The organism is Streptomyces xanthii (assembly GCF_014621695.1).
GTDB classification, from domain to species: domain Bacteria; phylum Actinomycetota; class Actinomycetes; order Streptomycetales; family Streptomycetaceae; genus Streptomyces; species Streptomyces xanthii.
Map to the genome: position 1 here is coordinate 6,127,429 of NZ_CP061281.1, position 25,329 is coordinate 6,152,757.

Here is a 25,329-nt window from a genome sequence, read left to right on the forward strand (position 1 = left end):
TGCATGCCCTTCGGGCGCATTTCCCCGATCAAGGCGCAGGGCGCCTTTCATCCGGGGAAGGCGCGGCGAAGCCGCATGCCTTCCAGGGGCGCGGGGAACTGCGCGAGAAGCCCCACTCGGCCGCACCCGGCGACGCGGCGCTCAGAACCCGTGGCGGAAGCCGCCGTCGACCGGGAGCATGACACCCGTCAGATAGGAGGCGGCCGGCGAGAGGAAGAACGCGGCGGCCCGCCCGAACTCCTCCGGAGTCCCGTACCGCCGCAGCGGAATCCGCGACTCATTGGCGAGCCGAGTCGCCTCGGGATCCGCCGAGAGCCCGTCCAGCTCGCGCACGCGATCCGTGTCGATCCGCGCCGGCAGCAGCCCGACGACCCGGATCCCGCGCGGCCCCAGCTCGTCCGCCAGCGACTTCGCGAACCCGGCGAGCCCGGGCCGCAGCCCGTTGGAGATGGTCAGTCCGGGGATCGGCTCGTGCACGGAGCCGGAGAGCACGAAACCGATGACACCGCCCTCGCCGAGCTCCGCCGCCGCGGCCCGCGCCAGCCGCACCGCGCCGAGGAAGACGGACTCGAAGGCCGACTGCCACTGCTCGTCCGTGGCGTCGGCGGCGAAGCCGGGCGCCGGCCCGCCCACGCTGACGAGCACCCCGTCGAACCGCCCGAACCGCTCGCGCGCGGCCTCGATGACCCGCTCCGCCACCTGGGGATCGGCGTTGTCGACGGCGACCCCGTGCGCGTCGGGCCCGAGCGCCTCCGCGGCCTCGGCGACCCGCTGTTCGTCGCGACCGGTGATGATCACCTTGGCGCCGTCGGCGACCAGTTCACGGGCGGCGGCGTTGCCGAGGCCCCGGGTCGCGCCGGTGACTACGTAGACACGGTCCTTCAGTCCAAGATCCATGCCCTCTATCCTGCCCCGCCCGGCCGCGCCGCGCCGAGGTGGGTCAGACCGTGGCCGCGGGCACCTCGCCGGCGTCCGCCCCGGCCTGCGCGGATTCCTCCTCGCGGCGGCGCCGCTCCCGCAGCTCGCGGCGGAGCAGGACGACCCAGCCCACGGGAACCGCGGCGGCGAACAGCCACCACTGGTAGGCGTACGCGTAGTTCAGCGCCGCGTCCTCGTGGCCGGGCTTCCCGATCAGTTCGGGGGTGTTGCGCGCGGGGTCGGGCGCGGTCAGCACGACGTAGCCGCCGAGCACCTTCGCGTTCAGACGGGCGGCCTCGCGCTCGCTGTCGATCAGCATGATCTGCCGGTCGGGCAGACCCTTGAGGTCCTTGATGCCGCTGGCCTCGGTCGTCTCGTCGGGCATGAGGCGCCCGGTGACGGTCAGCTCGCCGCGCGGCGGGGCCGGGATCTTCGGGAAGGCGGTCTGGCTCGGGCCGTTCGCGGGGATCCAGCCCCGGTTGACCAGCAGGACCTTGCCGTCGTTCAGGACGAACGGGGTGAGGACGTGGTAGCCGACCTCCTCGTCCGCGTTGACGCGGCGTCGGACGACGACCTCGTGCTCGGTGTCGAAGCTGCCGCGCGCGGTGACCGAGTGGTACCGCTCCTTGCTGGTGACCGTGTGCCCCGGGGAGGTCAGCTCCTCGGCGGGGACGGGCTTCGCGTCGAGCGCGTCGGTGACCAGCTGGTTGCGGGCGGTGCGCTCGTCGTAGCGGTGCATCTGCCAGATGCCCAGCCGGATCATCGTGGGGATGAGGACGAGGGCGACCAGCGTGAGGATCACCCACTGCCGGGTCAACAGGAAGCGGTACACGCAGACGACGGTACCCCGGCATGCGGCGGCCCCCGACGGGCGGGTCCCGTCGGGGGCCGGAGCGGGCGGACGGCCGGCGTGCGCGGAGCGGGTCCCGGAGCCGGTGGAGCCGGCCGCGGACCCGGGTCTCAGACCTTGTCGACGATGCCCACCCGCCCCTCGGCGCGGGAGCAGTGCGCCCCGCAGTACCAGTGCCCGTCGACCTCGACTCCCTGGCCGATGATGCGGCACCGGCAGTGCTCGCAGATGGGCGCCATGCGGTGGATGGCGCAGGAGAAGCAGTCGAAGACGTGCACCGCGCCCTGCGCGTGCACCTCGAAGGACATCCCGTAATCGTTTCCGCAGACCTCACAACGTGCCATGCGCCACAGGGTGGGTCCCCCGGGCGCCGGCGGGCGAGCGGGCGCGGGGCGAGTCGCCCCGCAATCACCCGTCTGACGCCCCCGGTCTCCTCAGCGCTTGTCCGCCGGGGTGACGTCCTGCAACAACTGTCCGAACGCGGCCTCGTCCACGACCGGCGTACCGAACTGCTTCGCCTTCACGGCCTTCGAGGTGTACGAGTCCGGGTCGTTGGTCACCAGGAGGCTGGTGAGCCGGGACAGGCTCGTCGCCACGTGCAGGCCCGCCTCGACCGCGCGGTCCTCCAGGAGCTCCCGGTCCACGGACGTGTCCCCGGAGAACGCGACCCGCATCCCCTGCTTGAGCGGCTTGCCCGGCTCGTAGCGCCCCGGGTTCGGGTGCGGGCACGCCGGACGCTTGCGCGCGGGCCGCCAGGTGCCCCCGCCGCCCCGGTACGCGGACTGCGCCTGACGCGGCACCGGGGTCCGCCCGGCCGTGTCGACCCATTCGGTGAGGGGGCGGCACTCCAGCAGCGGCAGGCGCACGTTCCCCGCCGCCGCCTTGCGCAGGCTGGGGCGGAAGGCCTCCGCGAGCACGCGCGCGTCGTCGAGGGCGTGGTGCGCGTGCTGCTGCACGACACCGAAGTGCGCGGCCAGCGACTCCAGCTTGTGGTTGGGCAGCGGCAGTGCCAGCTCCTTGGAGAGCGCGATCGTGCACAGCCGCTGGCGCACGGGTGCGGTGCGCTTCGCCCGCGCGTACTCGCGGGCGATCATCGACCAGTCGAACACCGCGTTGTGCGCGACCAGGACGCGGCCGTCGAGCCGTGCGGCGAACTCCTCGGCGATCTCCGGGAACAGCGGCGAGCCCTCCAGGACGTCCGTCGTCAGACCGTGGATCCACACCGGGCCAGGATCCCGCTCCGGGTTCACCGTCGTGTACCAGTGGTCCTCGACCTCGCCGCGCTCGTCCAGACGGTAGACGGCAGCCGAGATGATCCGGTCGTCCTTGGACAGGCCGGTGGTCTCCACGTCGACGACCGCGTATCCCTTGGGGTACGCGGCCGGCCAGGGAGTGTCGGAGGCTGCGGTCGTACGGTCTTCGAGCATGGTCCATGAGGATACGGGCCCGCACCGACAGTCCCGCGCCCGCCCGGGCCCCTTTCCGCCCGGACGAGTCAAGCCCCGGGCTCCAGAAGCGACTTCACGAGCGCGCGTACGGACGCGGTGAACAGGGCGTCGCAGTCCACCGGCCCGGCGAGCGCGCGGGCGAGCGCCTCGTCGCCCTCGGCGGCGGCCGTGTCCCACAACTCCTCCTCGCCGGGCCGCTGCACGGGAGCCCGTTCACGATTCCGCTCGACCAGGACATATCCGACAACCTGGAACTGCACCGCGCGGACCGCCCCCGCGGCGCGCGCCCCGCGCAGCCCGGCCGCGTGCACCTCGCGCACCAGCGCGCGCTGCGCCGGCAGGAACATCCGCTCGGTCAGGCCCCGCTCGTGGACCATCGCCACGAGGTGCGGATGCGCACGCAGCTGCCGGCGCAGCGCACGGGCGACCGAGACGACCCGCTCGGCCGGACTCGCGCCGCGCGGCCGGATCGCGCCGAGGTCGGCGACCGTGCGCTCCACGAGCGCGTCCAGCAGCGACTCGCGGTTGCCGACGTGCCAGTAGATCGAGGTGACCGCCGTGCCCAGCTCGGCCGCCAGCTTGCGCATGGTCAGCGCCTCGGGGCCGTGCTGCCTGACCAGCCCCGCGGCCGTGTCCAGGACCTCCTCGCGGGTGAGTGCGGTGCGTGCCATGTCCGGCCCTCTTCTCGGCGAAGATCCTTCAACTCCCGTACGTGCACGTGTCTTTACCCTTCATCGGCGTCGGTGTAACTGTGTTACAGGCGCCGCGCGAACGACCCCCATCACGTCTTCGACGAAGGGCGGTACGACATGGCACGCGTACGGTACGGAGCGCGCAGCGAGGCGGAGATCGCCGCCGCGCGCACCGCGAGCAGCAAGCTTCCCGACATCTGGTCCACCGGCGTGGTCGCCGTGTGGGAGTCCGACCCCGACGCGGTCGCCGCGGTGCTCCCGCCGCCGCTCAAGCCGACCGCCCGGCCCCTGGTCCGGGCCAACATCAGCAAGGTCGACCTGCCCGGCTATCCGCTCGGCGCCGGCTCGGTCGCGGTCGCGGCCGAGCACGGGGGAGTGGAGGGCTGGTATCCGCTGGTCATGCCGATGACCCACGAGCGCGCCCTGATCGGCGGCCGCGAGGTCTTCGGCGAACCCAAGAAGCTCGGCGAGGTCACCGTGGAGCGCGACGGGCTCGTCGTACGGGCCGCGCTCGCCCGGCACGGCATCGCGTTCGTGGAGGTGCGCGGCGCCGTCAGCGGCGACCTGCCGCTGCCCGAGCCCGCGCAGAAGACCGACTTCTACTTCAAGTTCCTGCCCGCGGTGGACGGTTCGGGCTTCGACGCCGACCCGGTCCTCGTGCACTGCGTGCGCAACGAGAAGGTCAGGAAGCTGGAGGCGGTCACCGGCGACGTCGTCCTGCGCGAGTCCATGTACGACCCGGTCGCCGACCTGCCGGTGCGCGCCCTCGTCGAGCTCACCATCGGCGAGAAGACCACCGACCAGAAGGGGAAGGCCGTCGAGCGGGTCAGCGCCCAGGCCCTCCTGCCGTACATCCACCAGCGCTACGACGACCCGCAGCAGATTCTCGACGGGCCGCCCGAGGGGAGTGTGTGACATGGAGCTGCGCGAAGGACAGGTCGCCGTCGTCACGGGCGCGGCCAGTGGCATCGGGCGGGCGATGGCGCGGAGGTTCGCCGCCGACGGCCTGAGGGTGGTGCTCGCCGACGTCGAGAAGGGCGCCCTGGAGGCGGCCGCCGCCGAACTGCGCGACGAGGGCGCCACCGTGCACGCGCGCGTGGTCGACGTCGGGGAGCGCGAACAGGTCGTGGCGCTCGCCGAGGACACGTACGCCACCTTCGGCGCCTGCCACGTGCTGTGCAACAACGCGGGCGTCGGTTCCGGCGCCGAGGGCCGCATGTGGGAGCACGAGCCCAACGACTGGAAGTGGGCGTTCGACGTCAACGTGTGGGGCGTCTTCCACGGCGTCCAGGCGTTCGTGCCGCGCATGCTCGCGGGCGGCGAGCCGGGCCACGTCGTCAACACCTCGTCCGGCGACGGCGGCATCGCCCCGCTGCCCACCGCCTCCGTGTACGCGATCACCAAGGCGGCCGTCGTCACCCTCACCGAGTCGCTGTACGCGCACCTGAAGGCGGAGCACGCGCGCGTGGGCGCCTCCGTACTCTTCCCCGGCCCCCACATGCTGCGCACCGGCCTGTGGGAGTCGCACCGCAACCGGCCCGACCGGTTCGCCAAGGAGCGCCCGCGCAGGACGCCGTACCGCAGCCTCGACCAGTGGGAGGCCGCCATGAAGGAGGCCGGTCACGAGGTCGCCTTCACGCCCGTGGAGGACGTGGCGGACCTCGTCGCGGAGGGCATCGCGGCGGACCGCTTCTGGCTGCTCCCCGAGAGCGAGCACAGCGACCGGCAGATCCGGGCGCGCTCGCAGTCGATGCTGGACCGGGCGAACCCGGCGTACCTGGAGAGCTTCATTCTCGACTGAGCACCGAGGGACACGCGATGACCGATCACGACCCGTACCTGATCATCTCCTCCGACTGCCACGCCGGGCTGCCCACCGAGGAGTACCGGCCCTATCTGGACAGCCGCTTCCACCGCGCCTTCGACGACTTCCTCGGCGAGCGCGACGCCCGGCGCGAGGAGGCGACCCGGCTCGGCATCCGCAACGACGCGTTCGCCGCCAAGTGGTTCCAGGACAACGAGGAAGGGCTGCGCGGCGGCTGGGACGCCGCGCAGCGTCTCAAGGAGCTCGACGGCGACGGCGTGGCCGCCGAGGTCGTCTTCCCCGACGCGGACGCCGTGGACAGCCAGACGGCGGCGCCGTTCGGGGTCGGCCTCGGCCTCTCCGGCGACCAGGACCCCGAGCTCGGCATGGCCGGTGCGCAGGCGCACAACCGCTGGCTCGCCGAGTTCGTCTCCCAGAACCCCGAACGGCACTGCGGCGTCGCCCTGTTGCCGATCACGGCGGACCCCGACAAGGTCGTCGCCGAGGTGCACCGCGCCAAGGAGTCGGGACTCGGCGCCCTGATGATCCCCTCCATGTGGGTCGACAAGGACCCCTACCACGCGGCCCGTTACGACCCCGTGTGGGCGGCGGCCGCCGAGTGCGGCATGCCCGTCGTGACCCACTCCGGCGCGGCCCCGCGCCACGAGTACGGCGACCACCTCGGCATCTACGTCAGCGAAGTGACCTGGTGGCCGGCCCGCCCCCTCTGGTTCCTGCTCTGGTCCGGCGTCTTCGAGCGCCACCCCGGCCTCAGGTTCGGCGTCGCCGAGTCCGGCTGCTGGTGGCTGCCGAACCTCCTGTGGTTCATGGACCGCCTCTACCTGGGCGCGCACGGCGGCAAGAAGCTCTCCCCGTTCGCCGAACTCAAGCGCCCGCCGCACGAGTACCTCGACCGGCAGATCTTCGTCTGCGCCACCAACACCAAACGCCGCGAGCTCGCCCAGCGCTACGAGATCGGCGTCGACAACATCCTGTGGGGCAGCGACTTCCCGCACCCCGAGGGCACCTGGCCCGACACGCGCGCGTGGCTGCGCAGGACCTTCCACGACATCCCCGTCGCCGAGACCCGACGCATGCTGGGCCTCGCCGCCGCCGAGGTCTTCGGCTTCGACACCGAGAAGCTGGCCCCGCTCGCCGCCCGCATCGGACCGACCCCCGCCGACCTGGGCCAGGACGCCGACCAGAGCGCCGTCGAGGCCTCCTGGGCGCGCTCGCGCGAGGTCGGCCGGCACTGGCTGACCGACCACGACTTCCCGACCCTGGGGGTGACCCCGTGAGCACCTCGAACCCCGTGTCTCCCGCGGCGGACCGCTACACCGTCATCTCGGCGGACTGCCACGCGGGCGCCGATCTCCTCGACTACAAGCCCTACTTGGAGAAGCGCCACCACGACGCCTTCGACGCCTGGGCCGCGGCCTACGTCAACCCGTACGAGGACCTGCTCGCCGACACCGCCGACCGCAACTGGAACTCCGACCGGCGCCTCGCCGAGCTGGAAGCGGACGGCATCGTCGCCGAGGTCGTCTTCCCGAACACCATCCCGCCCTTCTTCCCCTCGGCCGCGCTCATGGCCCCCGCGCCCACCCGCGAGGAGTTCGAACTGCGCTGGGCCGGACTGCGCGCCCACAACCGGTGGCTCGCCGACTTCTGCGCCGCCGCCCCGGGCCGCCGCGCGGGCGTCTTCCAGATCCTCCTCAACGACGTCGACGAGGCGGTGAAGGAGATCCGCAGGTCCGCGGACGCGGGCCTCAAGGGCGGTCTCCTGCTGCCGGGCACCCCGCCCGGCTCGGGACTGCCCGAGCTGTACTCGTCGGCGTACGACCCGATCTGGCGGGCCTGCGCCGAGCTCGGCGTCCCGGTCAACCACCACGCGGGCTCCGCGTCCCCGCCGCTCGGCGACGAACCGGCCGCCCGCGCGGTGTTCATGGTCGAGACGACCTGGTTCTCGCACCGCGCCCTGTGGCACCTCGTGTTCGGCGGCGCCTTCCGCCGTCACCCCGAGCTGAAGCTCGTCCTCACCGAACAGGGCTCCGGCTGGATCCCCGGGGTCCTGGACATGCTGGACTACTACCACGGGCGCCTCGTGGCGGCCGCCGGCAGGGCCACCACCGCCGAGTCCAAGTTCGGCGCCGGCCTCGCCGACTCCATGGGCAAGGGCCCCTCCACCATGTGGCGCGAGAACTGCTACGTGGGCGCGAGCTTCATGCGCCCCCACGAAGTGCCGCTGCGGGAACGCATCGGCCTCGACAAGATCATGTGGGGCAGCGACTACCCGCACGACGAGGGCACGTACCCGTACACGCGCGAAGGCCTGCGCATCTCCTACGCGGGCCTGCCCCGCGAGGAGATCGCTGCGATGGCCGGCGGCAACGCCGCCCGCGTCTACGGATTCGACCTCGGCCTGCTGGACTCGATCGCGGCCCGCGTCGGCCCCACCGTCGCCGAGATCGACGAACCCCTCAAGGAGCCGCCGGCCGACGCGACCAGCCCGGTCTTCGCGACAGGGGGTTCGGTCCGGGTCTGGTGACCCGGAGAGTGTCATGCTCGTGCCGTGACCGAACCCACCCGGAGCGATCCGACGCACGACGAGGCCCACGGCGGCGCGCTCGGCACGCGCCTCAACTGGCTGCGCGCCGCCGTCCTCGGCGCCAACGACGGCGTGGTCTCCACCGCGGGACTCGTCGTCGGCGTCGCCGGGGCCACCAGCGACCGCGGCGCCCTGCTCACCGCCGGGCTCGCCGGACTGCTCGCCGGCTCGATGTCCATGGCCGCCGGCGAGTACGTGTCCGTCTCCACCCAGCGCGACTCCGAGAAGGCCGCCATCGCCCAGGAGCGGCGCGAGCTCGCGGAGGACCCGGAGGCGGAACTGGAGGAGCTGACCGGGCTGCTCCAGGGCCACGGACTCAGCGCCGAGGTGGCCCGGCAGGCCGCCGCGCAGCTCACCGCGCGGGACGCCCTGAGCGCCCACGCGCGCGTCGAGCTCGGCATCGACCCCGACCAACTGACCAACCCCTGGCACGCCGCCTGGGCCAGCTTCCTCGCCTTCACCGTGGGCGCCCTGCTCCCGCTGCTCGCGATCGTGCTGCCGCCCGCCGCGCTCCGGCTGCCCGTCACGGTCGGCTCCGTACTCGTCGCGCTCGCCTGCACCGGCTGGGGCAGCGCCCGCACCGGAGGCGCCCGCGTGGCCCCCGCGGTGTGGCGCAACGTCCTGGGCGGAGCCCTCGCGATGGGGGTCACCTACGCGGCCGGCTCTTTGTTGGGAGCCACCGGAGTCTGAGCCTTTACCGGAGGTAATACTTGTCGGTAACTGCCTCTAGTCCTGGCTCGGTCCGCGCGCTTACGGTGCACACATGTCCGCTTCCAGCCTCCCCGACGTCGTCCTGTGGTCGATACCCGCCTTCGTGCTGCTCACCGTCGTCGAGATCGTCTCCGTACGGATCCATCCCGACGAGGACGCCGCCGGGTACGAGACCAAGGACGCGGCCACCAGCATCACCATGGGGCTCGGCAGCCTCGTCTTCGACTTCCTGTGGAAGATCCCGATCGTCGCCATCTACACGGCGGTCTACGAGCTGACCCCGCTGCGCGTGCCGATCCTGTGGTGGACGCTCCCGCTGATCCTGCTCGGCCAGGACTTCTTCTACTACTGGCAGCACCGCGGCCACCACGTCATCCGCATCCTGTGGGCCTGCCACGTCGTGCACCACAGCAGCCGCAAGTTCAACCTCTCCACGGCGCTGCGCCAGCCCTGGACGAGCCTCACCGGCTGGCCCTTCTACCTGCCGCTGATCGCGCTCGGCGTCCACCCGGCCGCCCTGGCCTTCTGCTACTCGGTCAACCTCGTGTACCAGTTCTGGATCCACACCGAGCGCATCGACAAGATGTGGCGCCCCTTCGAGTTCCTCTTCAACACCCCCTCGCACCACCGCGTCCACCACGCCTCGCAGGGCGGCTACCTGGACCGCAACTTCGGCGGCATCCTCATCGTCTGGGACCGCCTCTTCGGCTCCTGGGTCGCCGAGACCGAGCGCCCCGTCTTCGGCCTCACCAAGAACATCGCCACCCACAACCCGCTGCGCGTCGCCACCCACGAGTACGCGGCCATCGCCCGCGACCTCAAGAGCGCGGACAGCTGGCGCGAGCGCGCCGGACGGGTCTTCCGCGGCCCCGGCTGGCAGCCCGAGCCGGCCGCCGCGCCCGCCGCCGCCCCGCAGCAGGTCACCGAGGGAGCCGCGTGAACCTGCCCGCCGCCCTGCGCACCGCCTTCTTCGCCCTGTGCGCGACCGACCTCGTCGCGCTCCTGGCCGACGTCCACGCCGTCCACGTGGCCGTCAAGCCGCTCCTGATGCTCGTCCTGATCGCCTACGTGATCGCGTGCGGCGGGCCCCGCCTGCTGTCCGTCGCGCTGCTGTTCGGCTGGGGCGGCGACGTCCTGCTCCTGTTCGACCACGACCTGGCGTTCCTCGCCGGCATGGGCTCCTTCGCCGCCGGACACATCTGCTACCTGCTGCTCTTCAAGCGGAACGGGAAGCCACGCCCGCCCGGCACGATGCTCGGCGTCGTCTACTGCGTGGTGCTCGTCAACACCGTCGCCGCGCTGTGGCCCGACCTGCCCGCAGACCTGCGGATCCCGGTCGCCGCCTACAGCGTGCTGCTCACCGCCATGGCGTTCGGCTCCTCCCGGCTCGGCAAGGTGGCCGGCATCGGCGGCGCCCTGTTCCTGCTGTCCGACACACTCATCGCCATGGGAGTGGCCGAGTGGCCGGCCCTGCCCCGCCCCGACTTCTGGGTCATGCTCACCTACGTGGCGGCCCAGTACCTGCTGGCCCAGGGAGCCCTCGAAGAGCGGACGGCGCAAAGGGCGGCGTACGGTGAGGAGCGGGCCGAGACCCGGCCCACCCCGCACTGACCTGCAAGGACACCCCATGCGCGCCACCACCATCCACGCCCCCTACGACATGCGGGTCGAGGACGTCCCCGAGCCCGTCGTCGTGCTGCCCACGGACGCCGTGGTGCGCGTCCTGCGCGCCTGCATCTGCGGCAGCGACCTGTGGGCGTACCGGGGCGAGGCCGCGCGGGAGCCGGGGCAGCGCATCGGCCACGAGTTCCTCGGGATCGTCGAGGAGACCGGCGGCGAGGTGGCCGGGGTCCGGCGCGGCGACCTCGTCGTGGCGCCCTTCATGTGGTCCGACGGCGTGTGCGACTACTGCCGCGAGGGCCTGACCACCTCCTGCGTGCACGGCGGCTTCTGGGGCGCGGTCGGCTACGACGGCGGCCAGGGCGAGGCCGTGCGCGTCCCGTTCGCCGACGGCACCCTCGTACGGCTGCCGTCCGACGCCGCGTCCGACGACCACCTGCTGTCCGCACTCCTGACGCTCTCCGACGTGATGGGCACCGGCCACCACGCGGCCCTCGGCGCGGGCGTCCGCGAGGGCTCCACCGTCGCCGTCGTCGGCGACGGAGCCGTGGGCCTGTGCGCCGTCCTCGCGGCCAAGCGGCTCGGCGCCGAGCGGATCATCGCGCTCGGCCGCCACGAGGCCCGCACGGACATCGCCCGCCGCTTCGGCGCCACCGACGTCGTCGCCGCACGCGGCGAGGCGGCCGTCGAGGCGGTCCGCGAGCTCACCGGCGGCCAGGGCGCGCACGCCGTCGTCGAGGCCGTCGGCACCGAGCAGTCCATGAACACCGCCGTGCACATCACCCGCGACGGCGGCGCCGTCGGCTTCGTCGGCGTCCCGCACGGCAGCGCCACCGGACTCGACCTGACCGTCATGTTCGACCGGAACATCGCGCTGCGCGGCGGCGTCGCCCCGGTGCGCACCTACATCCCGCAGCTGCTGCCCGACGTCCTGAACGGCACGATCGACCCGTCGCCCGTCTTCGACCTGACCGTCGGCATCGAGGACGTCCCGGCCGGCTACAAGGCGATGGACGAGCGCACCGCCCTCAAGGTCCTCGTCACCAACTGACCCGCGCGGGGCGGGGTCTCACCAGCGGATCGGGAGCGGCACCGCCGTCAGCACCGCCGACACCGCCACCACGGCCCCGAGCACCACGACCTCCGCACGCGCGGGCACGTACGCGCGCGTGCGGAGGCGCGCCCCGTCCCGGCCGAGCCGGAGCCGCGCGGCCAGGGCGAGCCCGGCGACGACCGCGACGAGCAGCACCTTCGCCAGCAGGGTCCGCCCGTACGCCGTCCCGGTCAGCTGGTCCAGGACGGTGCCGGGCGGCATCCGGCGCAGCGTGCTGCACAACCCGGTCGCGGTCAGGGCGGCGAGCAGCAGCGCGGCCACGCGCGCGTAGCGGCTCAGCAGCGCGGTGCCGGCCCCGGGGTCGCACGCGCGCCAGGCGCGCAGGGTGCGCAGCGCGTACAGCAGTCCGCCGACCCACAGGGACGCGCACGTCAGATGCACGAGCGTGAGCCCCGACCCGAGCAACGCGCTGTCCTCGGTGGGCGGATGCGCGCGCAGCGCCTCCGCGACCACCACCGCGGCCAGCGGCAGCAGTGCCCGGCCCGGCCGGCTGGAGCGCGCGCACAGGGCCGCCACGAGGAAGGCGTTGACCTCCAGGAGGGCGAGCGTGCCGTCGCGCGTCCCGTAGAGGCCGCCGACGTCCAGGTCGCCGAGGCCGCTCGGGATCAGGTTCCCCGCGGCCACCACGGCGGCCAGCCCGAGCGCGGCGGCGAACCCGGCCCACGCGGCGTACGCGGACCACCGGCGCGGCGCCCGCAGCTCCGGGGCCGTGCGCCGGGCCAGGAACCCCGCGAACAGCTCGCCCGCCTGCACGCTCAGCGCCGCGAACAGGACCGTGCGCAGCAGGGAGATCCCGCCCGTGCCCGGCGCGGCCGCCTCTCCGGTGCCGTGCAGCGCCGCCCGCGGTCCGAGCAGCGGGATCAGCGCCGCGAGGGCGACGAGGACGAGCACGGCGACGGCCCGCCCGGGGCCCGCCGGGCGCGCGGGGGCGGCGGCGTCCTGGCGCACGGGTGTGGACGACTCGGTGGCGGGCGGTATCGGACTCACCACTGGATCTTCACCATCCGGCACGGATTCGGGCAAGTGCAGCGGAACGAACGGAGCAAAAAGGGCCGGGCGGCTCGCGCCACCCGGCCCTTCAGGAACAGAAGTCCCGCTACTTGACGGCCTTCAGCGCGTTCACGATGCCGCTGCCGTAGAAGCCGTTGTCCGCCACGGAGCCCTTGCACCAGGCGTCGACGACCCCGTCACCGTTGCCGTCGTAGTCGGCCGGGCAGGCCTGCTCGTCGGCCTGCGCCTTCATCATCGCCTGCAGCTGCGCCGGCGACGCCTTCGGGTGCGCCGACTTCAGCAGCGCCGCGACACCCGCCGCGTGCGGCGAGGCCATCGACGTGCCCTGCAGCCAGCCGTACTCGCCGCCCGGCAGGATCGACAGGATGCGGCCGTTCTTCGACGGGGTGTCCGGGATCTGGTACTTGTCGCCGCCCGGCGCCGCGATGTCGATGACGTTGCGGCCGTACGTCGAGTAGTACGACTTGGCCTTGTTCACGCCCGTCGCGCTGACCGTGACGACACCCTTGAGCTGGGTCGGCACGTCGAAGCACTTGTGCGGGTCGATCGTGCGGTCCACCGCGGTCGAGTCGTCCGGGCTGGAGTCGTCCAGGATCGCGTCCGAGTCGAGGTCGTGGTTGGAGTTGCCCGCCGAGGCCAGGTTCAGCGTGCCCTTGCGCTGGGCGTACGTCTGGGCCCGGTTCACCGCGTCGACGATGGCCCGCTGGTCGGGGTCGTCCATGCAGTTGTACAGCCACGGGTCCACGTAGTAGCTGTTGTTGGTGACCTCGATGCCGTGGTCGGCGGCGAACACGAAGGCGCAGACGACGGCCTCCGGGTAGAACAGCTCGCTGACCGGGTCGGCCACCTTGATGCCCGCGACCTTCACGCCCGGCGCGACACCGGCGACGCCGACACCGTTGCGCGGGGCCGCGATCTCACCGGCGACGTGCGTGCCGTGGTAGTGCTCCGGGGTCGCGGGACGCCAGGCGCCCGGCGAGGTGTCCGCCTTGCCGCCGACACAGTTCGCCGACTGCGACGGCGAGAAGTTCGCGGCGATGTCGGGGTGCGTGTCGTCGACACCCGTGTCGATGACACCGACGGTGACCTTGCTGCTGCCCGGGTTGATCTTCGCGGCCTGGTCCGCGCCGATGGCCCGCAGGTCCCACTGGTCGGCCTCCATCGGCTCCTGACCCGGGGCGGCCGCGGCGGCCAGCTGCTGGGCGTCCGCCTTCGAGAGCTTCTGCACGGCGCCCTCGTCGGTGGTGCCGGCCAGGCTCAGCGGCGAGGTGCGCGTCGCACCGGCCGAGGCGACACCCTTGGCCGCGCGCAGCTGCTTGCCGAAGTCGGGGTTGGACGCGTGGACGACGAAGACGCCTATCTTCGCGTACGTCTCGACTATGGAACCGCCGGCCGCGGATATCGCCTTGCTCACCGAGGCGATGGTGTGCGCGTCGGTGCTGCGCGCGTTCACCACGTAGGAGAGCGAACCGGCCTCGGAACCGGCCGTCACGGCAGGGGCGTCGGCGGGTGCGGCGACCGCGGAAGGCAGGAAGCCGAACGAAGCCGTCAGAGCGATGCCGATCGGCAGGGCGAGGGCCATGCGGCGTCTGGCAGGCAGATGAGCCATGGGATCTCCACATCATCCGTCGTAGCGGGCGAAGAAGGGAAAGCCCGGGACACAGGTGGTGCCCGGGCAGGTACATGACGCGTGGTGCGGCCTGAAGGTATCGCTGATCCCGCAGGTCAGCAACGAGTTCGTAAATAAACAGGCGGAGTTGAACCACTCCCATCGTGTCCCCGTGCCGTTGTGCAGGGAGCGCACGGGTGATCAGGCCCTCTGTCGGATCACCCCGCACACCCCCTACCATCCGACCCCCGTCCCCGACCGCACTCGCATCACGAGGAGACTCTCCGTGGCCACCGACGCACCACCACCCCAGAAGGGCAGCCCCGACGAGCGGCCGGCGATGCCCTCCACCGAGGAGTTCGTCGAGGTGCAGCAGAGCGCGGAGTTCGGTGAACTGCGCCGTGCGCACCGCTCGTTCGCCTTCCCGCTGACCGTCGCCTTCATCGCCTGGTACCTGCTCTACGTCCTGCTGTCGAACTACGCGGGCGGCTTCATGGGCACCAAGGTCTTCGGCAACATCAACGTGGCCTTCGTCCTCGGACTCGCCCAGTTCCTCACCACGTTCCTCATCGCCTGGTGGTACTCGAAGCACGCCGCAGCGAAGCTCGACCCCAAGGCCGAGGCCATCAAGTCCCGTATGGAGGGCGGCGCATGAGCCCCGCAGTGCACGTACTCGCCGCCGGAGAGGCGAGCGAACACCGGCCGCTGATCATCGGTCTCTTCTCGGTGTTCGTCCTCGCGACGCTCGTCATCACCGTCTGGGCCGGCCGCCAGACCAAGGACGCCTCCGACTTCTACGCGGGCGGCCGCCAGTTCACCGGCTTCCAGAACGGCCTCGCCGTCTCCGGCGACTACATGTCCGCCGCGTCCTTCCTCGGCATCGCCGGCGCCATCGCCCTGTTCGGCTACGACGGCTTCCTCTACTCCATCGGCTTCCTCGTCGCCTGGCTCGTGGCGCTGCTCCTGGTCGCCGAACCGCTGCGCAACTCCGGCCGCTACACGATGGGCGACGTCCTCGCCTACCGGATGCGCCAGCGCCCCGTGCGCACCGCCGCGGGCACCTCCACGATCGTCGTCTCGATCTTCTACCTGCTCGCGCAGATGGCCGGCGCCGGTGTCCTCGTCTCGCTGCTGCTCGGCATCACCTCGGACGCGGGCAAGATCGGCATCGTCGCCCTCGTCGGCGTCCTGATGATCGTCTACGTCACCATCGGCGGCATGAAGGGCACCACCTGGGTGCAGATGGTCAAGGCGGTGCTCCTCATCGCGGGCGCCATCCTGCTGACCTTCCTGGTCCTCCTGAAGTTCGACTTCAACGTCTCCGACCTGCTCGGCACCGCCGCGGACAACAGCGGCAAGGGCGCGGCGTTCCTCGAACCCGGACTCAAGTACGGCGCCACCTCCACGTCGAAGATCGACTTCATCTCGCTCGGCATCGCGCTCGTCCTCGGCACCGCCGGACTCCCGCACATCCTGATCCGGTTCTACACGGTGCCGACCGCCAAGGCCGCCCGTAAGTCCGTCAACTGGGCCATCGGCATCATCGGCGCCTTCTACCTGATGACGATCGCGCTCGGCTTCGGCGCCGCCGCCCTCATCAAGCCGGAGGAGATCATCGCCTCCAACCCGGCGGGCAACACGGCGGCGCCGCTGCTCGCCCTCCATCTCGGCGGCACCGACTCCAACTGGGGCGCGATCCTGCTCGCCTCCATCTCGGCCGTCGCCTTCGCGACGATCCTCGCCGTGGTCGCGGGCCTCACCCTCGCCTCCTCGTCCTCGTTCGCGCACGACATCTACGCGAACGTCATCAAGAAGGGACAGGCCTCCGAGAAGGAGGAGATGAAGGCCGCCCGCTGGGCCACCGTCTTCATCGGCATCGTCTCGATCGCCCTGGGCGCTCTCGCCCGCGACCTCAACGTCGCCGGCCTCGTCGCCCTCGCCTTCGCGGTCGCCGCCTCCGCCAACCTGCCGACGATCCTCTACAGCCTCTTCTGGAAGCGCTTCAACACCAACGGAGCCCTGTGGTCGATCTACGGCGGCCTGTTCACCGCCGTCTTCCTGGTGCTCTTCTCGCCGGTCGTCTCCGGCAACCCGAAGACGTCGATGTTCAAGGGCGTCGACTTCCACTGGTTCCCGCTGGAGAACCCCGGCATCATCTCGATCCCGGTCGGCTTCCTGCTCGGCATCCTCGGCACCTACCTGTCGAAGGAGAAGGCCGACAAGGGCAAGTACGCGGAGCTCGAGGTCCGGTCCCTGACCGGCACCGGAGCCCACTGACGGCCCCGTGCGCACCGTGCTCCCGCCGCGGCCGGAGCACGGTGCGCTGGTAGCTCTCTACGACGGGAGCCCGGCACACTCGTGGGATCACCGGCCTCCCTCCTGTCGGTGGCGTCACGTAGGCTCGGACGTGTCAGGCAGAACGCGATCACAGAACGCGACCAGGGAGGGGGCCCACGTGCTCATCGACACCTACGGCCGAGTGGCCACCGACCTGCGGGTCTCACTGACCGACCGGTGCAATCTCCGCTGCACCTACTGCATGCCGGAGGAAGGCCTGCAGTGGCTGGCCAAGCCGGACCTGCTCACCGACGACGAGATCGTCCGCCTCGTCCGCATCGCGGTCACCGAGCTGGGCATCACCGAGGTCCGCTTCACCGGCGGCGAGCCCCTGCTGCGCCCCGGCCTCGTCGGCATCGTGGAGCGCGTCGCGGCCCTGGAGCCCCGCCCCCGCATGTCCCTGACGACGAACGGGATCGGCCTCAAGCGCACCGCCGAGGCCCTCAGGGCGGCGGGCCTGGACCGGGTGAACGTGTCGCTGGACACGCTGCGTCCCGACGTCTTCAAGACCCTGACCCGCCGCGACCGCCACAAGGACGTCATCGAGGGCCTCGCCGCCGCCCACGAGGCGGGCCTGACCCCCGTGAAGATCAACTCGGTCCTGATGCCGGGGCTCAACGAGGACGAGGCCCCCGAGCTCCTCGCCTGGGCCGTCGAGCACGACTACGAGCTGCGCTTCATCGAGCAGATGCCGCTGGACGCCCAGCACGGCTGGAAGCGCGACGGCATGATCACCGCGGGCGACATCCTCGCCTCCCTGCGGACACGCTTCGAGCTGACCCCCGAAGGCTCCGACGAGCGCGGCTCGGCCCCGGCCGAGCGCTGGATCGTCGACGGCGGCCCGCACCGGGTCGGTGTCATCGCCTCCGTCACCCGCCCGTTCTGCTCCGCCTGCGACCGCACCCGCCTCACCGCCGACGGCCAGGTCCGCACCTGTCTGTTCGCCACGGAGGAGACGGACCTGCGCGCGGCCCTGCGCTCCGACGCGCCCGACGCGGAGATCGCCCGCATCTGGAAGCTCGCCATGTGGGGCAAGAAGGCGGGCTCCGGCCTGGACGACCCGACCTTCCTCCAGCCCGACCGCCCCATGTCGGCGATCGGCGGCTGAGCCCGCTGGTCCGCTAGTCGGCCTCGGGCCGGGTCTCCCACTCCGCCAGCCTCACGACGTCCTTCAGAAATCCGCGCACTCCCAGGAACTGGCTGAGGTGCTCGCGGTGCTCCTCGCAGGCCAGCCACGTCTTGCGGCGGTCCGGCGTGTGCAGCTTCGGGTTGTTCCACGCGAGCACCCAGACCGCGTCGGCGCGGCAGCCCTTGGCCGAGCACTGGGGGGTGGCGGGCGACGGTTCGGAGAGGTTCGCGAGGTTCACGCCCCCACCCTAAAGGCCCGGGAAAAGGGGTCCGGGAGGGGTCCGGAAAGGCCCTGGAAAGGGTCTGGAAATGGCGACGCCGAGCAGCCACGGGGGGAGCTGCCCGGCGTCGGTCCGTCGCTCCGACGGGGGATGCGGAGCGCGTACGCAGTATGTCACGCACACCCCGGACACCGGCACCGGAACAACATGATTGATCTGAGCATTTCTTGAGCTTCCGGCCCGGAATCGAGCGGGTCTCCACGCGGGCTCCGGGCGGCGCCGGACGCCGTCGCCGCTAGCGGCGGTCCTCCGCCACGGGTTCCGCCGGAGCCGCCGACGGGGCGGCGGAGATCATCGGGCGCAGGGGCGCGGTCACGAAGGTCGAGGGCAGCGCCGGCACGTTCTCCCGGCCCGCGTTCGCGATGACGACGGCGACATAGGGGAGCAGGGCACCGAGGATCAGCGTCACGATCGCGACAGGTCGCTCCACGTCCCACAGCACCGCCGTGAGAATCACCGACACGGTGCGGATCGACATCGAGATGACATAACGGCGCTGCCGGCCCCGCACGTCCTCCGCCAGCCCCTGGCGGGCTCCGGTGATCCGGAAGACCTCTGCTCCGCCGTTGCCGTTGCGCTTCCGCATCACATTCCACCACCCGCAAGGTCGCCGGACTCTCCCCGGACCGGACTGCACCCCACGGTACGCCCGGGCCGTGCCGCCCACGAGACCGGGGCACACCCGGACGGGCCGGGCCCACTGCGCCGTCCCACGTACGGCCCGCCCCGACATGCGTCGTACGGAGTACGGCCGGAGACTGATCGCACGCGTGCGGCATGTGCCGCGCGCCCGGCGCCGCTTGAGGAGGCGACGACATGAGTTGGTTGTGGGCGATCATCGTGGGGTTCGTGCTGGGGCTGATCGCGAAGGCGATCCTTCCCGGCAAGCAGCAGATCCCACTGTGGCTGACGACGGTCTTCGGCATCCTCGGCAGCGTCCTGGGCAACTGGGTGGCCACCGGCATCGGGGTCAACGACACCCGGGGCATCGACTGGACCCGGCATCTGCTCCAGCTGATCGGCGCGGTCGTGGTCGTCGGCGTCGGCGACTGGCTCTGGACCTCGATGCGCGGCACCAAGCAGCGGGAACGGGCCTAGCCCCGGCCCGACCCGGCAAACGGTGAAGGCCCGGCCCCGCGCGAGCGGGACCGGGCCTTCACCGTGCTACGGAGCGGAGGCGGGTGTCAGCCCTTGAGCTCCACCGCGGCCAGGTTCTTCTTGCCGCGGCGCAGCACCAGCCAGCGCCCGTGCAGCAGGTCCTCGGCGGCGGGCACGAAGTCCTCCGCGGCGACCTTCGTGTTGTTCACGTAGGCGCCGCCCTCCTTCACCGTGCGGCGCGCGGCGGACTTGCTGGCGACCAGGCCGACCTCGGCGAACAGGTCGACGGCCGGGGCCAGCTCGGTGACCTCGATCTTCGGCAGCTCGGACAGGGCCGAGGCGAGCGTCGCCTCGTCCAGGTCCGCGAGGCTTCCGTCGCCCTGGCCGAACAGGGCCTTGGACGCCGAGACCACGGCCGCGGTCTGGTCGGCGCCGTGCACCAGCGTCGTCAGCTCCTCGGCCAGCGCCCGCTGCGCGGCACGCGCCTGCGGCCGCTCCTCGGTCTGCCGCTCCAGCTCCTCGATCTCCTCCCGGGACTTGAAGGAGAAGGTGCGCAGGAACTTGGAGATGTCCCGGTCGTCCGCGTTCAGCCAGAACTGGTAGAAGGCGTACGGCGAGAACATCTCCGGGTCCAGCCACACGGTGCCGGACTCGGTCTTGCCGAACTTGGTGCCGTCCGCCTTGGTGAGCAGCGGGGTGCCGATCGCGTGGACGACGGCCTCCGGGTGGACCCGGTGGATCAGGTCGGTGCCGGAGGTCAGGTTGCCCCACTGGTCGCTGCCGCCGGTCTGCAGGACACAGCCGTACTGCTCGTACAGCTTGAGGTAGTCCATGCCCTGGAGGATCTGGTAGCTGAACTCGGTGTAGCTGATGCCCGCGTCCGAGTTGAGCCGCCGCGAGACGGCCTCCTTCGCGATCATCTTGTTGACCCGGAAGTACTTGCCGACGTCGCGCAGGAACTCGATGGCGGACAGGCCCGAGGTCCAGTCCAGGTTGTTCACCATCGTCGCCGCGTGCGGGCCCTCGAAGTCGAGGAACTTCTCCACCTGGCCGCGCAGCCGCTCCACCCAGCCGGCGACGACCTCCGGCGAGTTCAGCGTGCGCTCCGCCGTCGGCTTCGGGTCACCGATCAGACCGGTGGCGCCGCCGACCAGACCCAGCGGGCGGTGCCCCGCCTGCTGGATGCGCCGCATGGTGAGGATCTGCACCAGGTTGCCCAGGTGCAGGCTCGGCGCGGTCGGGTCGAAGCCGCAATAGAACGTGACCGGACCGTCCGCGAATGCCTTGCGCAGCGCGTCCTCGTCGGTGGACAGGGCGATCAGCCCGCGCCACTTCAGTTCGTCGACGATGTCCGTCACGGTCTGAGTCTCCTCGTACGTACCTGATGAATGAAGCTGGATGAACGCTGCCAGTCTATGGGCGTCAGACGCCCCGGCTGACCGAGCTCATGTTGAAGTCCGGCACCCGCAGGGCCGGCATCGCCGCTCTAGTGAACCAGTCGCCCCACTCGCGCGGCAGCGTCTTTTCCGTGCGCCCGGCCTCGGTGGCCCGCCCCAGGAGGTCCACCGGCGACTCGTTGAACCGGAAGTTGTTCACCTCGCCCACCACCTCGCCGTTCTCCACGAGGTACACGCCGTCCCGGGTCAGCCCGGTCAGGAGCAGGGTCGCCGGATCGACCTCGCGGATGTACCAGAGGCAGGTCAGCAGCAGCCCCCGCTCCGTGCCCGCGACCATCTCGTCCAGGGAGCGGCCCGTGCCGCCGTCCAGGATCAGGTTGTCCCCGGCCGGCGCGACGGGCAGCCCCGTCAGGGCGGCGCTGTGCCGCGTGGTGGTGAGCTGCCGCAGCTCGCCGTCCGCGATCCACTCCGTGGCGCTCACCGGCAGCCCGTTGTCGAACACCGACGCGTCGTCCCCGGAGGAGTGCGCCAGGACGAACGGCGCGCACTCCAGGCCCGGCTCGTACGGGTCGCTGCGCAGCGTCAGCGGCAGCGGGCTCAGCCGCTCGCCGATCCGGGTGCCGCCGCCCGGCTTGCTGAACACGGTCCGGCCCTCCGCGGCGTCCCGCGCGCCCGCCGACCACAGCTGGTAGATCAGCAGGTCCGCGACGGCCGTCGGCGGCAGCAGCGTCTCGTACCGCCCGGCGGGCAGGTCGATCCGGCGCTCGGCCCAGCCGAGGCGCTGGGCGAGCTCGGCGTCGAGCGCCCCCGGGTCGACGTCCTTGAAGTCCCGGGTGGAGCGGCCCGCCCACGCCGAGCGGGAGCGGTCCGGCGACTTCGCGTTCAGTTCGAGCGTCCCGTTGGGCTGGTCGTGCCGCAGCCGCAGGCCCGTCGACGTCCCCAGGTAGCTGGACGTCATCTCGTGGTTCGCGAAGCCGTACAGCTCGCGGCCGCCGGCCCGCGCCCGGGCGAAGGCCGCGCCGAGCGCCGGCGCGAAGTCCGCGAACACCGCGGAGGACGTCTCGGCCGGCGCCTCGGTGAACCCGGGAGAGTGCGGTACGCCGTCCACGAGCGGCTGCGCGTCCTCGGCGGGCCCGGCCTTCGCGGCGGCCTCCTCCGCGGCCCGCACCAGCGGCTCCAGGTCGTCGGCCGTCACGGCGGCCCGGGACACGACGCCCGTCGCCGTGCCCTCCTTGCCGTCGACCGTCGCGATCACCGTCAGGGTCCGGCCGCGCGTCACGCCGTTCGTGGTCAGCGCGTTGCCCGCCCAGCGCAGATTCGCGGTCGAGGTCTCGTCCGCGACGACGACACAGCCGTCGGCCCGCGACAGCTCCAGGGCGCGCTCGACGATCTCGTACGGCTTGGTGGAACGCGGGCTCATCGACCGGCCTCCTGCGTCGTGTTGAGGATGTTGACGCCCTTGAACAGGGCCGAGGGACAGCCGTGGGAGACCGCGGCGACCTGGCCCGGCTGGGCCTTGCCGCAGTTGAAGGCGCCGCCGAGGACATAGGTCTGGGGGCCGCCGACCGCGGCCATCGAGCCCCAGAAGTCGGTGGTCGTCGCCTGGTACGCGACATCGCGCAGCTGCCCGGCGAGCCGCCCGTTCTCGATCCTGAAGAAGCGCTGGCCGGTGAACTGGAAGTTGTAGCGCTGCATGTCGATCGACCAGGACCGGTCGCCCACGACGTAGATGCCGCGGTCCACGCCCGCGATCAGGTCCTCCGTCGACAGACCGCCCGGGTCCGGCTGGAGCGACACGTTCGCCATCCGCTGCACCGGCACATGACCGGGGGAGTCGGCGTAGGCGCAGCCGTTGGACCGCTCGAACCCGGTCAGCTTCGCGATGCGCCGGTCCAGCTGGTAGCCGACGAGCGTCCCGTCCTTCACCAGGTCCCAGGACTGCCCGGCCACGCCCTCGTCGTCGTAGCCGATCGTCGCGAGCCCGTGCTCGGCCGTCCGGTCACCCGTCACGTTCATGATCTCGGAGCCGTACTTGAGCTTGCCGAGCTGGTCGAAGGTGGCGAAGGAGGTGCCCGCGTACGCCGCCTCGTAGCCGAGCGCGCGGTCCAGCTCGGTGGCGTGCCCGATCGACTCGTGGATCGTCAGCCACAGGTTCGACGGGTCCACCACCAGGTCGTACGAACCGGCCCGCACGCTCGGGGCGCGCATCTTCTCCGCGAGCAGCTCGGGGATCTGCGCGAGCTCGCTCTCCCAGTCCCAGCCCGTGCCCGTCAGGTACTCCCAGCCGCGCCCGACCGGTGGCGCGATGGTGCGCATCGAGTCGAACTCGCCGCTGGAGCCGTCGACGGAGACCGCGGTCAGCTGCGGGTGCAGGCGCACCCGCTGCTGGGTCGTCACCGTGCCCGCCGTGTCCGCGTAGAACTTGTTCTCGTGGACGCTGAGCAGCGAGGCGTCCACGTGCGACACCCCGTCGGCCGCCAGCAGCCGCGCGCTCCAGTCGGCGAGCAGCCCCGCCCGCTCCTCCTCCGGCACCGAGAACGGATCGATCTCGTACGAGGAGATCCAGGTCTTCTCCGCGTGCACCGGCTCGGCCGCCAGCTCGACCCGCTCGTCCGATCCGGCCGCCTTGATCACCTTCGCGCTCAGCTGCGCCATCGCGACGGCCTGCGACGCCACCTTCGCCGCCGCGTCCATCGTCAGGTCGACGCCGGACGCGAAACCCCACGTGCCGCCGTGCACGACCCGCACCGCGTAGCCCAGGTCCGTCGTGTCGGAGGAACCCGACGGCTTGGCGTCCCGCAGCCGCACCGCCGCGCTGCGCACCCGCTCGAAGCGGAAGTCGGCGTGCTCGGCGCCCAGCGCCCGCGCGCGGGCCAGCGCCGCGTCGGCGAGCGCCCGCAGCGGCAGCGCCGTGAAGGCTTCATCGATCGTATGAGGCACGAATGTCTCCCTTTCCTCACCACCGTGAGCCCCGATCATGTCGCGCGGCGGGGGTGCGCGGCCAGACCTTTCTGTAGGGACCCGACAGTGAGTCGGGGGTGGCGCTGTGGGTGGCCGATTCTCCGTACCCCGGGTCGTACCGATAGGTTTCCGAGGTACGACGACCGCTATCGAAAGGGTGATCCGTTGAGCCGCTCGGTTCTCGTCACCGGAGGAAACCGGGGCATCGGCCTCGCCATCGCCCGCGCATTCGCGGAGGCCGGCGACAAGGTCGCGATCACGTACCGCTCGGGCGACCCGGCGGAGCTCGAGAAGCTGGGTCTCCTCGCCGTCAAGTGCGACATCACCGACGGCGAGCAGGTGGAGCAGGCCTACAAGGAGATCGAGGACAAGCACGGTCCCGTCGAGGTCCTCGTCGCCAACGCAGGCGTCACCAAGGACCAGCTCCTCATGCGCATGTCCGAGGAGGACTTCACGTCCGTCCTCGACACCAACCTCACGGGCACCTTCCGGGTCGTCAAGCGTGCCAACCGCGGCATGCTGCGCGCTCGCAAGGGCCGCGTCGTGCTGATCTCCTCCGTCGTCGGGCTGCTCGGCTCCGCGGGGCAGGCGAACTACGCCGCCTCCAAGGCCGGCCTCGTCGGCTTCGCGCGCTCCCTGGCCCGTGAGCTCGGGTCGCGCAACATCACCTTCAACGTCGTCGCCCCCGGTTTTGTCGACACCGACATGACGCAGGCGCTCACCGACGAGCAGCGCGCGGGCATCGTCGCCCAGGTCCCGCTCGGCCGGTACGCGCAGGTCGAGGAGATCGCCGGTGTGGTGAAGTTCCTGACCTCGGACGACGCCTCGTACATCACTGGAGCCGTCATCCCGGTTGACGGCGGACTGGGAATGGGTCACTGAACACCATGGCTGGAATCCTCGAGGGCAAGAAGATCCTCATCACCGGTGTGCTGATGGAGTCCTCCATCGCCTTCCACACCGCGAAGCTGGCCCAGGAGCAGGGTGCGGAGATCATCCTCACCGCCTGGCCGCGGCCGACCCTGACCGAGCGCATCGCCAAGAAGCTGCCGGAGCCCGACAAGGTCAAGGTCCTGGAGCTCGACGTCTCCAACGACGAGCACCTCGCCCGCCTGGAGGGCCAGGTCCGCGAGCACCTCGGCGACCGCATCGACGGTGTCGTGCACTCCATCGGCTTCGCGCCGCAGGACGCGCTCGGCGGCAACTTCCTCAACACGCCGTTCGAGTCGGTGGCCACGGCCATGCACGTCTCGGCGTTCTCGCTGAAGTCGCTCACGATGGCGCTGCTGCCGCTCATGTCCGAGGGCGGGTCCGTCGTCGGCCTCACCTTCGACGCGCAGTTCGCGTGGCCGCAGTACGACTGGATGGGCCCGGCCAAGGCCGCGCTCGAGGCCACCAGCCGCTACATGGCCCGTGACCTGGGCAAGCAGAACATCCGCTGCAACCTGATCTCGGCCGGTCCCATCGGCTCGATGGCCGCCAAGTCCATCCCGGGCTTCGCCGAGCTGGCCTCCGTCTGGGACAGCCGCTCCCCGCTGGAGTGGAAGCTGGAGGACCCGGAGCCGGCCGGCCGCGGCATCGTCGCGCTGCTCTCGGACTGGTTCCCGAAGACCACGGGCGAGATCATCCACGTCGACGGCGGCCTGCACGCCATCGGAGCGTAGCGCTCAGCGGGTTCGGCGGGGGCGCCTCTGCGCCGCGGGGGCCGGGTTTCGTTCGCGGTTGATCCCGCGTGGTCCCTT

General features: G+C 71.6%; 26 protein-coding genes. 14 read left to right on the forward strand and 12 right to left on the reverse strand.

What is annotated here, in order from left to right:
• Window positions 1-141 precede the first annotated feature (141 nt).
• From IAG42_RS27645 to IAG42_RS27665, 5 genes are all read right to left on the reverse strand, one after another.
• A complete protein-coding gene (locus IAG42_RS27645) occupies window positions 142-897 on the reverse strand; it encodes an SDR family oxidoreductase (RefSeq protein WP_188339665.1) in 756 nt (251 codons plus the stop codon).
• Window positions 898-940: 43 nt separating this feature from the next.
• Window positions 941-1,750, reverse strand: coding sequence for an SURF1 family cytochrome oxidase biogenesis protein (locus IAG42_RS27650; RefSeq protein ID WP_188339666.1), 810 nt, complete (start codon window positions 1,748-1,750; stop codon window positions 941-943).
• Window positions 1,751-1,878: 128 nt separating this feature from the next.
• Window positions 1,879-2,112, reverse strand: a complete 234-nt coding sequence (locus IAG42_RS27655; RefSeq protein ID WP_188339667.1) for a hypothetical protein — start codon at window positions 2,110-2,112, stop codon at window positions 1,879-1,881.
• Window positions 2,113-2,202: 90 nt separating this feature from the next.
• A complete protein-coding gene (locus IAG42_RS27660; RefSeq protein WP_188339668.1) occupies window positions 2,203-3,195 on the reverse strand; it encodes a DEDDh family exonuclease in 993 nt (330 codons plus the stop codon).
• Window positions 3,196-3,263: 68 nt separating this feature from the next.
• A complete protein-coding gene (locus IAG42_RS27665; protein WP_188339669.1) occupies window positions 3,264-3,887 on the reverse strand; it encodes a TetR/AcrR family transcriptional regulator in 624 nt (207 codons plus the stop codon).
• Window positions 3,888-4,025: 138 nt separating this feature from the next.
• On the opposite strand from IAG42_RS27665, the gene IAG42_RS27670 reads away from it, so the two are divergent.
• The 8 genes from IAG42_RS27670 (at window position 4,026) to IAG42_RS27705 (ending at window position 11,702) form a co-directional block, all read left to right on the forward strand.
• The gene (locus IAG42_RS27670) at window positions 4,026-4,823 is read left to right on the forward strand and encodes an acetoacetate decarboxylase family protein (protein ID WP_188339670.1); all 798 of its coding nucleotides are present in this window, start codon (window positions 4,026-4,028) and stop codon (window positions 4,821-4,823) included.
• A gap of 1 nt (window position 4,824) precedes the next feature.
• Complete coding sequence (locus tag IAG42_RS27675; RefSeq protein WP_188339671.1) at window positions 4,825-5,709, forward strand: SDR family NAD(P)-dependent oxidoreductase; 885 nt, start codon at window positions 4,825-4,827, stop codon at window positions 5,707-5,709.
• A 17-nt stretch (window positions 5,710-5,726) separates the two neighbouring features.
• Complete coding sequence (locus tag IAG42_RS27680; protein ID WP_188339672.1) at window positions 5,727-7,010, forward strand: amidohydrolase family protein; 1,284 nt, start codon at window positions 5,727-5,729, stop codon at window positions 7,008-7,010.
• Entirely contained in the window at window positions 7,007-8,260 is a 1,254-nt protein-coding gene (locus IAG42_RS27685; protein WP_223206186.1) for an amidohydrolase family protein, read from the forward strand. The genes IAG42_RS27680 and IAG42_RS27685 overlap by 4 nt, the downstream gene beginning before the upstream one ends.
• A gap of 24 nt (window positions 8,261-8,284) precedes the next feature.
• Complete coding sequence (locus IAG42_RS27690; RefSeq protein WP_188339673.1) at window positions 8,285-9,010, forward strand: VIT1/CCC1 transporter family protein; 726 nt, start codon at window positions 8,285-8,287, stop codon at window positions 9,008-9,010.
• A 73-nt stretch (window positions 9,011-9,083) separates the two neighbouring features.
• Window positions 9,084-9,971 carry a sterol desaturase family protein gene (locus IAG42_RS27695; protein WP_188339674.1) on the forward strand — a complete coding sequence of 296 codons (888 nt, stop codon included), beginning with the start codon at window positions 9,084-9,086 and terminating at the stop codon, window positions 9,969-9,971.
• Window positions 9,968-10,642: a lysoplasmalogenase gene (locus IAG42_RS27700; protein WP_188339675.1), complete on the forward strand. Its 675-nt coding sequence runs from the start codon at window positions 9,968-9,970 to the stop codon at window positions 10,640-10,642. The genes IAG42_RS27695 and IAG42_RS27700 overlap by 4 nt, the downstream gene beginning before the upstream one ends.
• 16 nt (window positions 10,643-10,658) lie before the next feature.
• Window positions 10,659-11,702 carry a zinc-dependent alcohol dehydrogenase family protein gene (locus IAG42_RS27705; protein WP_188339676.1) on the forward strand — a complete coding sequence of 348 codons (1,044 nt, stop codon included), beginning with the start codon at window positions 10,659-10,661 and terminating at the stop codon, window positions 11,700-11,702.
• 18 nt (window positions 11,703-11,720) lie between these two features.
• Here IAG42_RS27705 and IAG42_RS27710 read toward each other — a convergent pair whose 3' ends face one another.
• Together IAG42_RS27710 and IAG42_RS27715 are read right to left on the reverse strand one after the other, a co-directional pair.
• On the reverse strand, window positions 11,721-12,743 hold the full coding sequence (locus IAG42_RS27710) for a CopD family protein (RefSeq protein WP_188341646.1): 1,023 nt from the start codon (window positions 12,741-12,743) through the stop codon (window positions 11,721-11,723).
• Between the two features lie 118 nt (window positions 12,744-12,861).
• Complete coding sequence (locus tag IAG42_RS27715; protein WP_188339677.1) at window positions 12,862-14,385, reverse strand: S8 family peptidase; 1,524 nt, start codon at window positions 14,383-14,385, stop codon at window positions 12,862-12,864.
• A 286-nt stretch (window positions 14,386-14,671) separates the two neighbouring features.
• Between IAG42_RS27715 and IAG42_RS27720 the strand changes: the two genes are divergently transcribed.
• The 3 genes from IAG42_RS27720 to moaA all read left to right on the forward strand — a co-directional run bounded on the left by IAG42_RS27720 (window position 14,672) and on the right by moaA (window position 17,830).
• Window positions 14,672-15,040, forward strand: a complete 369-nt coding sequence (locus IAG42_RS27720) for a DUF485 domain-containing protein (protein ID WP_188339678.1) — start codon at window positions 14,672-14,674, stop codon at window positions 15,038-15,040.
• Window positions 15,037-16,662 (forward strand): solute symporter family protein, encoded by a 1,626-nt coding sequence (locus IAG42_RS27725; RefSeq protein ID WP_188339679.1) that lies wholly within the window; start codon window positions 15,037-15,039, stop codon window positions 16,660-16,662. The genes IAG42_RS27720 and IAG42_RS27725 overlap by 4 nt, the downstream gene beginning before the upstream one ends.
• A gap of 178 nt (window positions 16,663-16,840) precedes the next feature.
• On the forward strand, window positions 16,841-17,830 hold the full coding sequence (gene moaA, locus IAG42_RS27730) for a GTP 3',8-cyclase MoaA (RefSeq protein WP_223206187.1): 990 nt from the start codon (window positions 16,841-16,843) through the stop codon (window positions 17,828-17,830).
• 13 nt (window positions 17,831-17,843) lie between these two features.
• Here the strand turns inward: moaA and IAG42_RS27735 are convergent, their stop codons facing one another.
• Window positions 17,844-18,089, reverse strand: coding sequence for a hypothetical protein (locus tag IAG42_RS27735; RefSeq protein ID WP_188339681.1), 246 nt, complete (start codon window positions 18,087-18,089; stop codon window positions 17,844-17,846).
• Window positions 18,090-18,366: 277 nt separating this feature from the next.
• Window positions 18,367-18,717: a DUF3099 domain-containing protein gene (locus IAG42_RS27740; RefSeq protein WP_188339682.1), complete on the reverse strand. Its 351-nt coding sequence runs from the start codon at window positions 18,715-18,717 to the stop codon at window positions 18,367-18,369.
• 230 nt (window positions 18,718-18,947) lie between these two features.
• On the opposite strand from IAG42_RS27740, the gene IAG42_RS27745 reads away from it, so the two are divergent.
• Window positions 18,948-19,229 (forward strand): GlsB/YeaQ/YmgE family stress response membrane protein, encoded by a 282-nt coding sequence (locus tag IAG42_RS27745; RefSeq protein ID WP_188339683.1) that lies wholly within the window; start codon window positions 18,948-18,950, stop codon window positions 19,227-19,229.
• A gap of 86 nt (window positions 19,230-19,315) precedes the next feature.
• On the opposite strand, the gene tyrS is transcribed toward IAG42_RS27745, so the two are convergent.
• The 3 genes from tyrS to IAG42_RS27760 form a co-directional block, all read right to left on the reverse strand.
• Window positions 19,316-20,587: a tyrosine--tRNA ligase gene (tyrS, locus tag IAG42_RS27750; protein ID WP_188339684.1), complete on the reverse strand. Its 1,272-nt coding sequence runs from the start codon at window positions 20,585-20,587 to the stop codon at window positions 19,316-19,318.
• Window positions 20,588-20,651: 64 nt separating this feature from the next.
• Complete coding sequence (locus IAG42_RS27755) at window positions 20,652-22,046, reverse strand: metallopeptidase TldD-related protein (protein ID WP_188339685.1); 1,395 nt, start codon at window positions 22,044-22,046, stop codon at window positions 20,652-20,654.
• A complete protein-coding gene (locus IAG42_RS27760) occupies window positions 22,043-23,566 on the reverse strand; it encodes a TldD/PmbA family protein (RefSeq protein WP_188339686.1) in 1,524 nt (507 codons plus the stop codon). Before IAG42_RS27760 ends, IAG42_RS27755 begins: the two co-directional genes overlap by 4 nt.
• Window positions 23,567-23,752: 186 nt before the next feature.
• On the opposite strand from IAG42_RS27760, the gene fabG reads away from it, so the two are divergent.
• Both fabG and fabI read left to right on the forward strand, forming a co-directional pair.
• The gene (gene fabG / locus IAG42_RS27765; RefSeq protein WP_188339687.1) at window positions 23,753-24,469 is read left to right on the forward strand and encodes a 3-oxoacyl-[acyl-carrier-protein] reductase; all 717 of its coding nucleotides are present in this window, start codon (window positions 23,753-23,755) and stop codon (window positions 24,467-24,469) included.
• Between the two features lie 5 nt (window positions 24,470-24,474).
• Complete coding sequence (gene fabI / locus IAG42_RS27770; protein WP_188339688.1) at window positions 24,475-25,251, forward strand: enoyl-ACP reductase FabI; 777 nt, start codon at window positions 24,475-24,477, stop codon at window positions 25,249-25,251.
• The last annotated feature ends 78 nt before the right edge of the window (window positions 25,252-25,329 follow it).

Bases quoted from the DNA above. Each gene is read 5' to 3' on its own strand.
- IAG42_RS27645 (WP_188339665.1), bottom strand. From the start codon at position 897: ATGGATCTTGGACTGAAGGACCGTGTCTACGTAGTCACCGGCGCGACC.
- IAG42_RS27655 (WP_188339667.1), bottom strand. From the start codon at position 2,112: ATGGCACGTTGTGAGGTCTGCGGAAACGATTACGGGATGTCCTTCGAG.
- IAG42_RS27660 (WP_188339668.1), bottom strand. From the start codon at position 3,195: ATGCTCGAAGACCGTACGACCGCAGCCTCCGACACTCCCTGGCCGGCC.
- IAG42_RS27665 (WP_188339669.1), bottom strand. From the start codon at position 3,887: ATGGCACGCACCGCACTCACCCGCGAGGAGGTCCTGGACACGGCCGCG.
- IAG42_RS27670 (WP_188339670.1), top strand. From the start codon at position 4,026: ATGGCACGCGTACGGTACGGAGCGCGCAGCGAGGCGGAGATCGCCGCC.
- IAG42_RS27675 (WP_188339671.1), top strand. From the start codon at position 4,825: ATGGAGCTGCGCGAAGGACAGGTCGCCGTCGTCACGGGCGCGGCCAGT.
- IAG42_RS27680 (WP_188339672.1), top strand. From the start codon at position 5,727: ATGACCGATCACGACCCGTACCTGATCATCTCCTCCGACTGCCACGCC.
- IAG42_RS27695 (WP_188339674.1), top strand. From the start codon at position 9,084: ATGTCCGCTTCCAGCCTCCCCGACGTCGTCCTGTGGTCGATACCCGCC.
- IAG42_RS27705 (WP_188339676.1), top strand. From the start codon at position 10,659: ATGCGCGCCACCACCATCCACGCCCCCTACGACATGCGGGTCGAGGAC.
- IAG42_RS27715 (WP_188339677.1), bottom strand. From the start codon at position 14,385: ATGGCTCATCTGCCTGCCAGACGCCGCATGGCCCTCGCCCTGCCGATC.
- IAG42_RS27725 (WP_188339679.1), top strand. From the start codon at position 15,037: ATGAGCCCCGCAGTGCACGTACTCGCCGCCGGAGAGGCGAGCGAACAC.
- IAG42_RS27740 (WP_188339682.1), bottom strand. From the start codon at position 18,717: ATGCGGAAGCGCAACGGCAACGGCGGAGCAGAGGTCTTCCGGATCACC.
- IAG42_RS27745 (WP_188339683.1), top strand. From the start codon at position 18,948: ATGAGTTGGTTGTGGGCGATCATCGTGGGGTTCGTGCTGGGGCTGATC.
- IAG42_RS27755 (WP_188339685.1), bottom strand. From the start codon at position 22,046: ATGAGCCCGCGTTCCACCAAGCCGTACGAGATCGTCGAGCGCGCCCTG.
- fabI (WP_188339688.1), top strand. From the start codon at position 24,475: ATGGCTGGAATCCTCGAGGGCAAGAAGATCCTCATCACCGGTGTGCTG.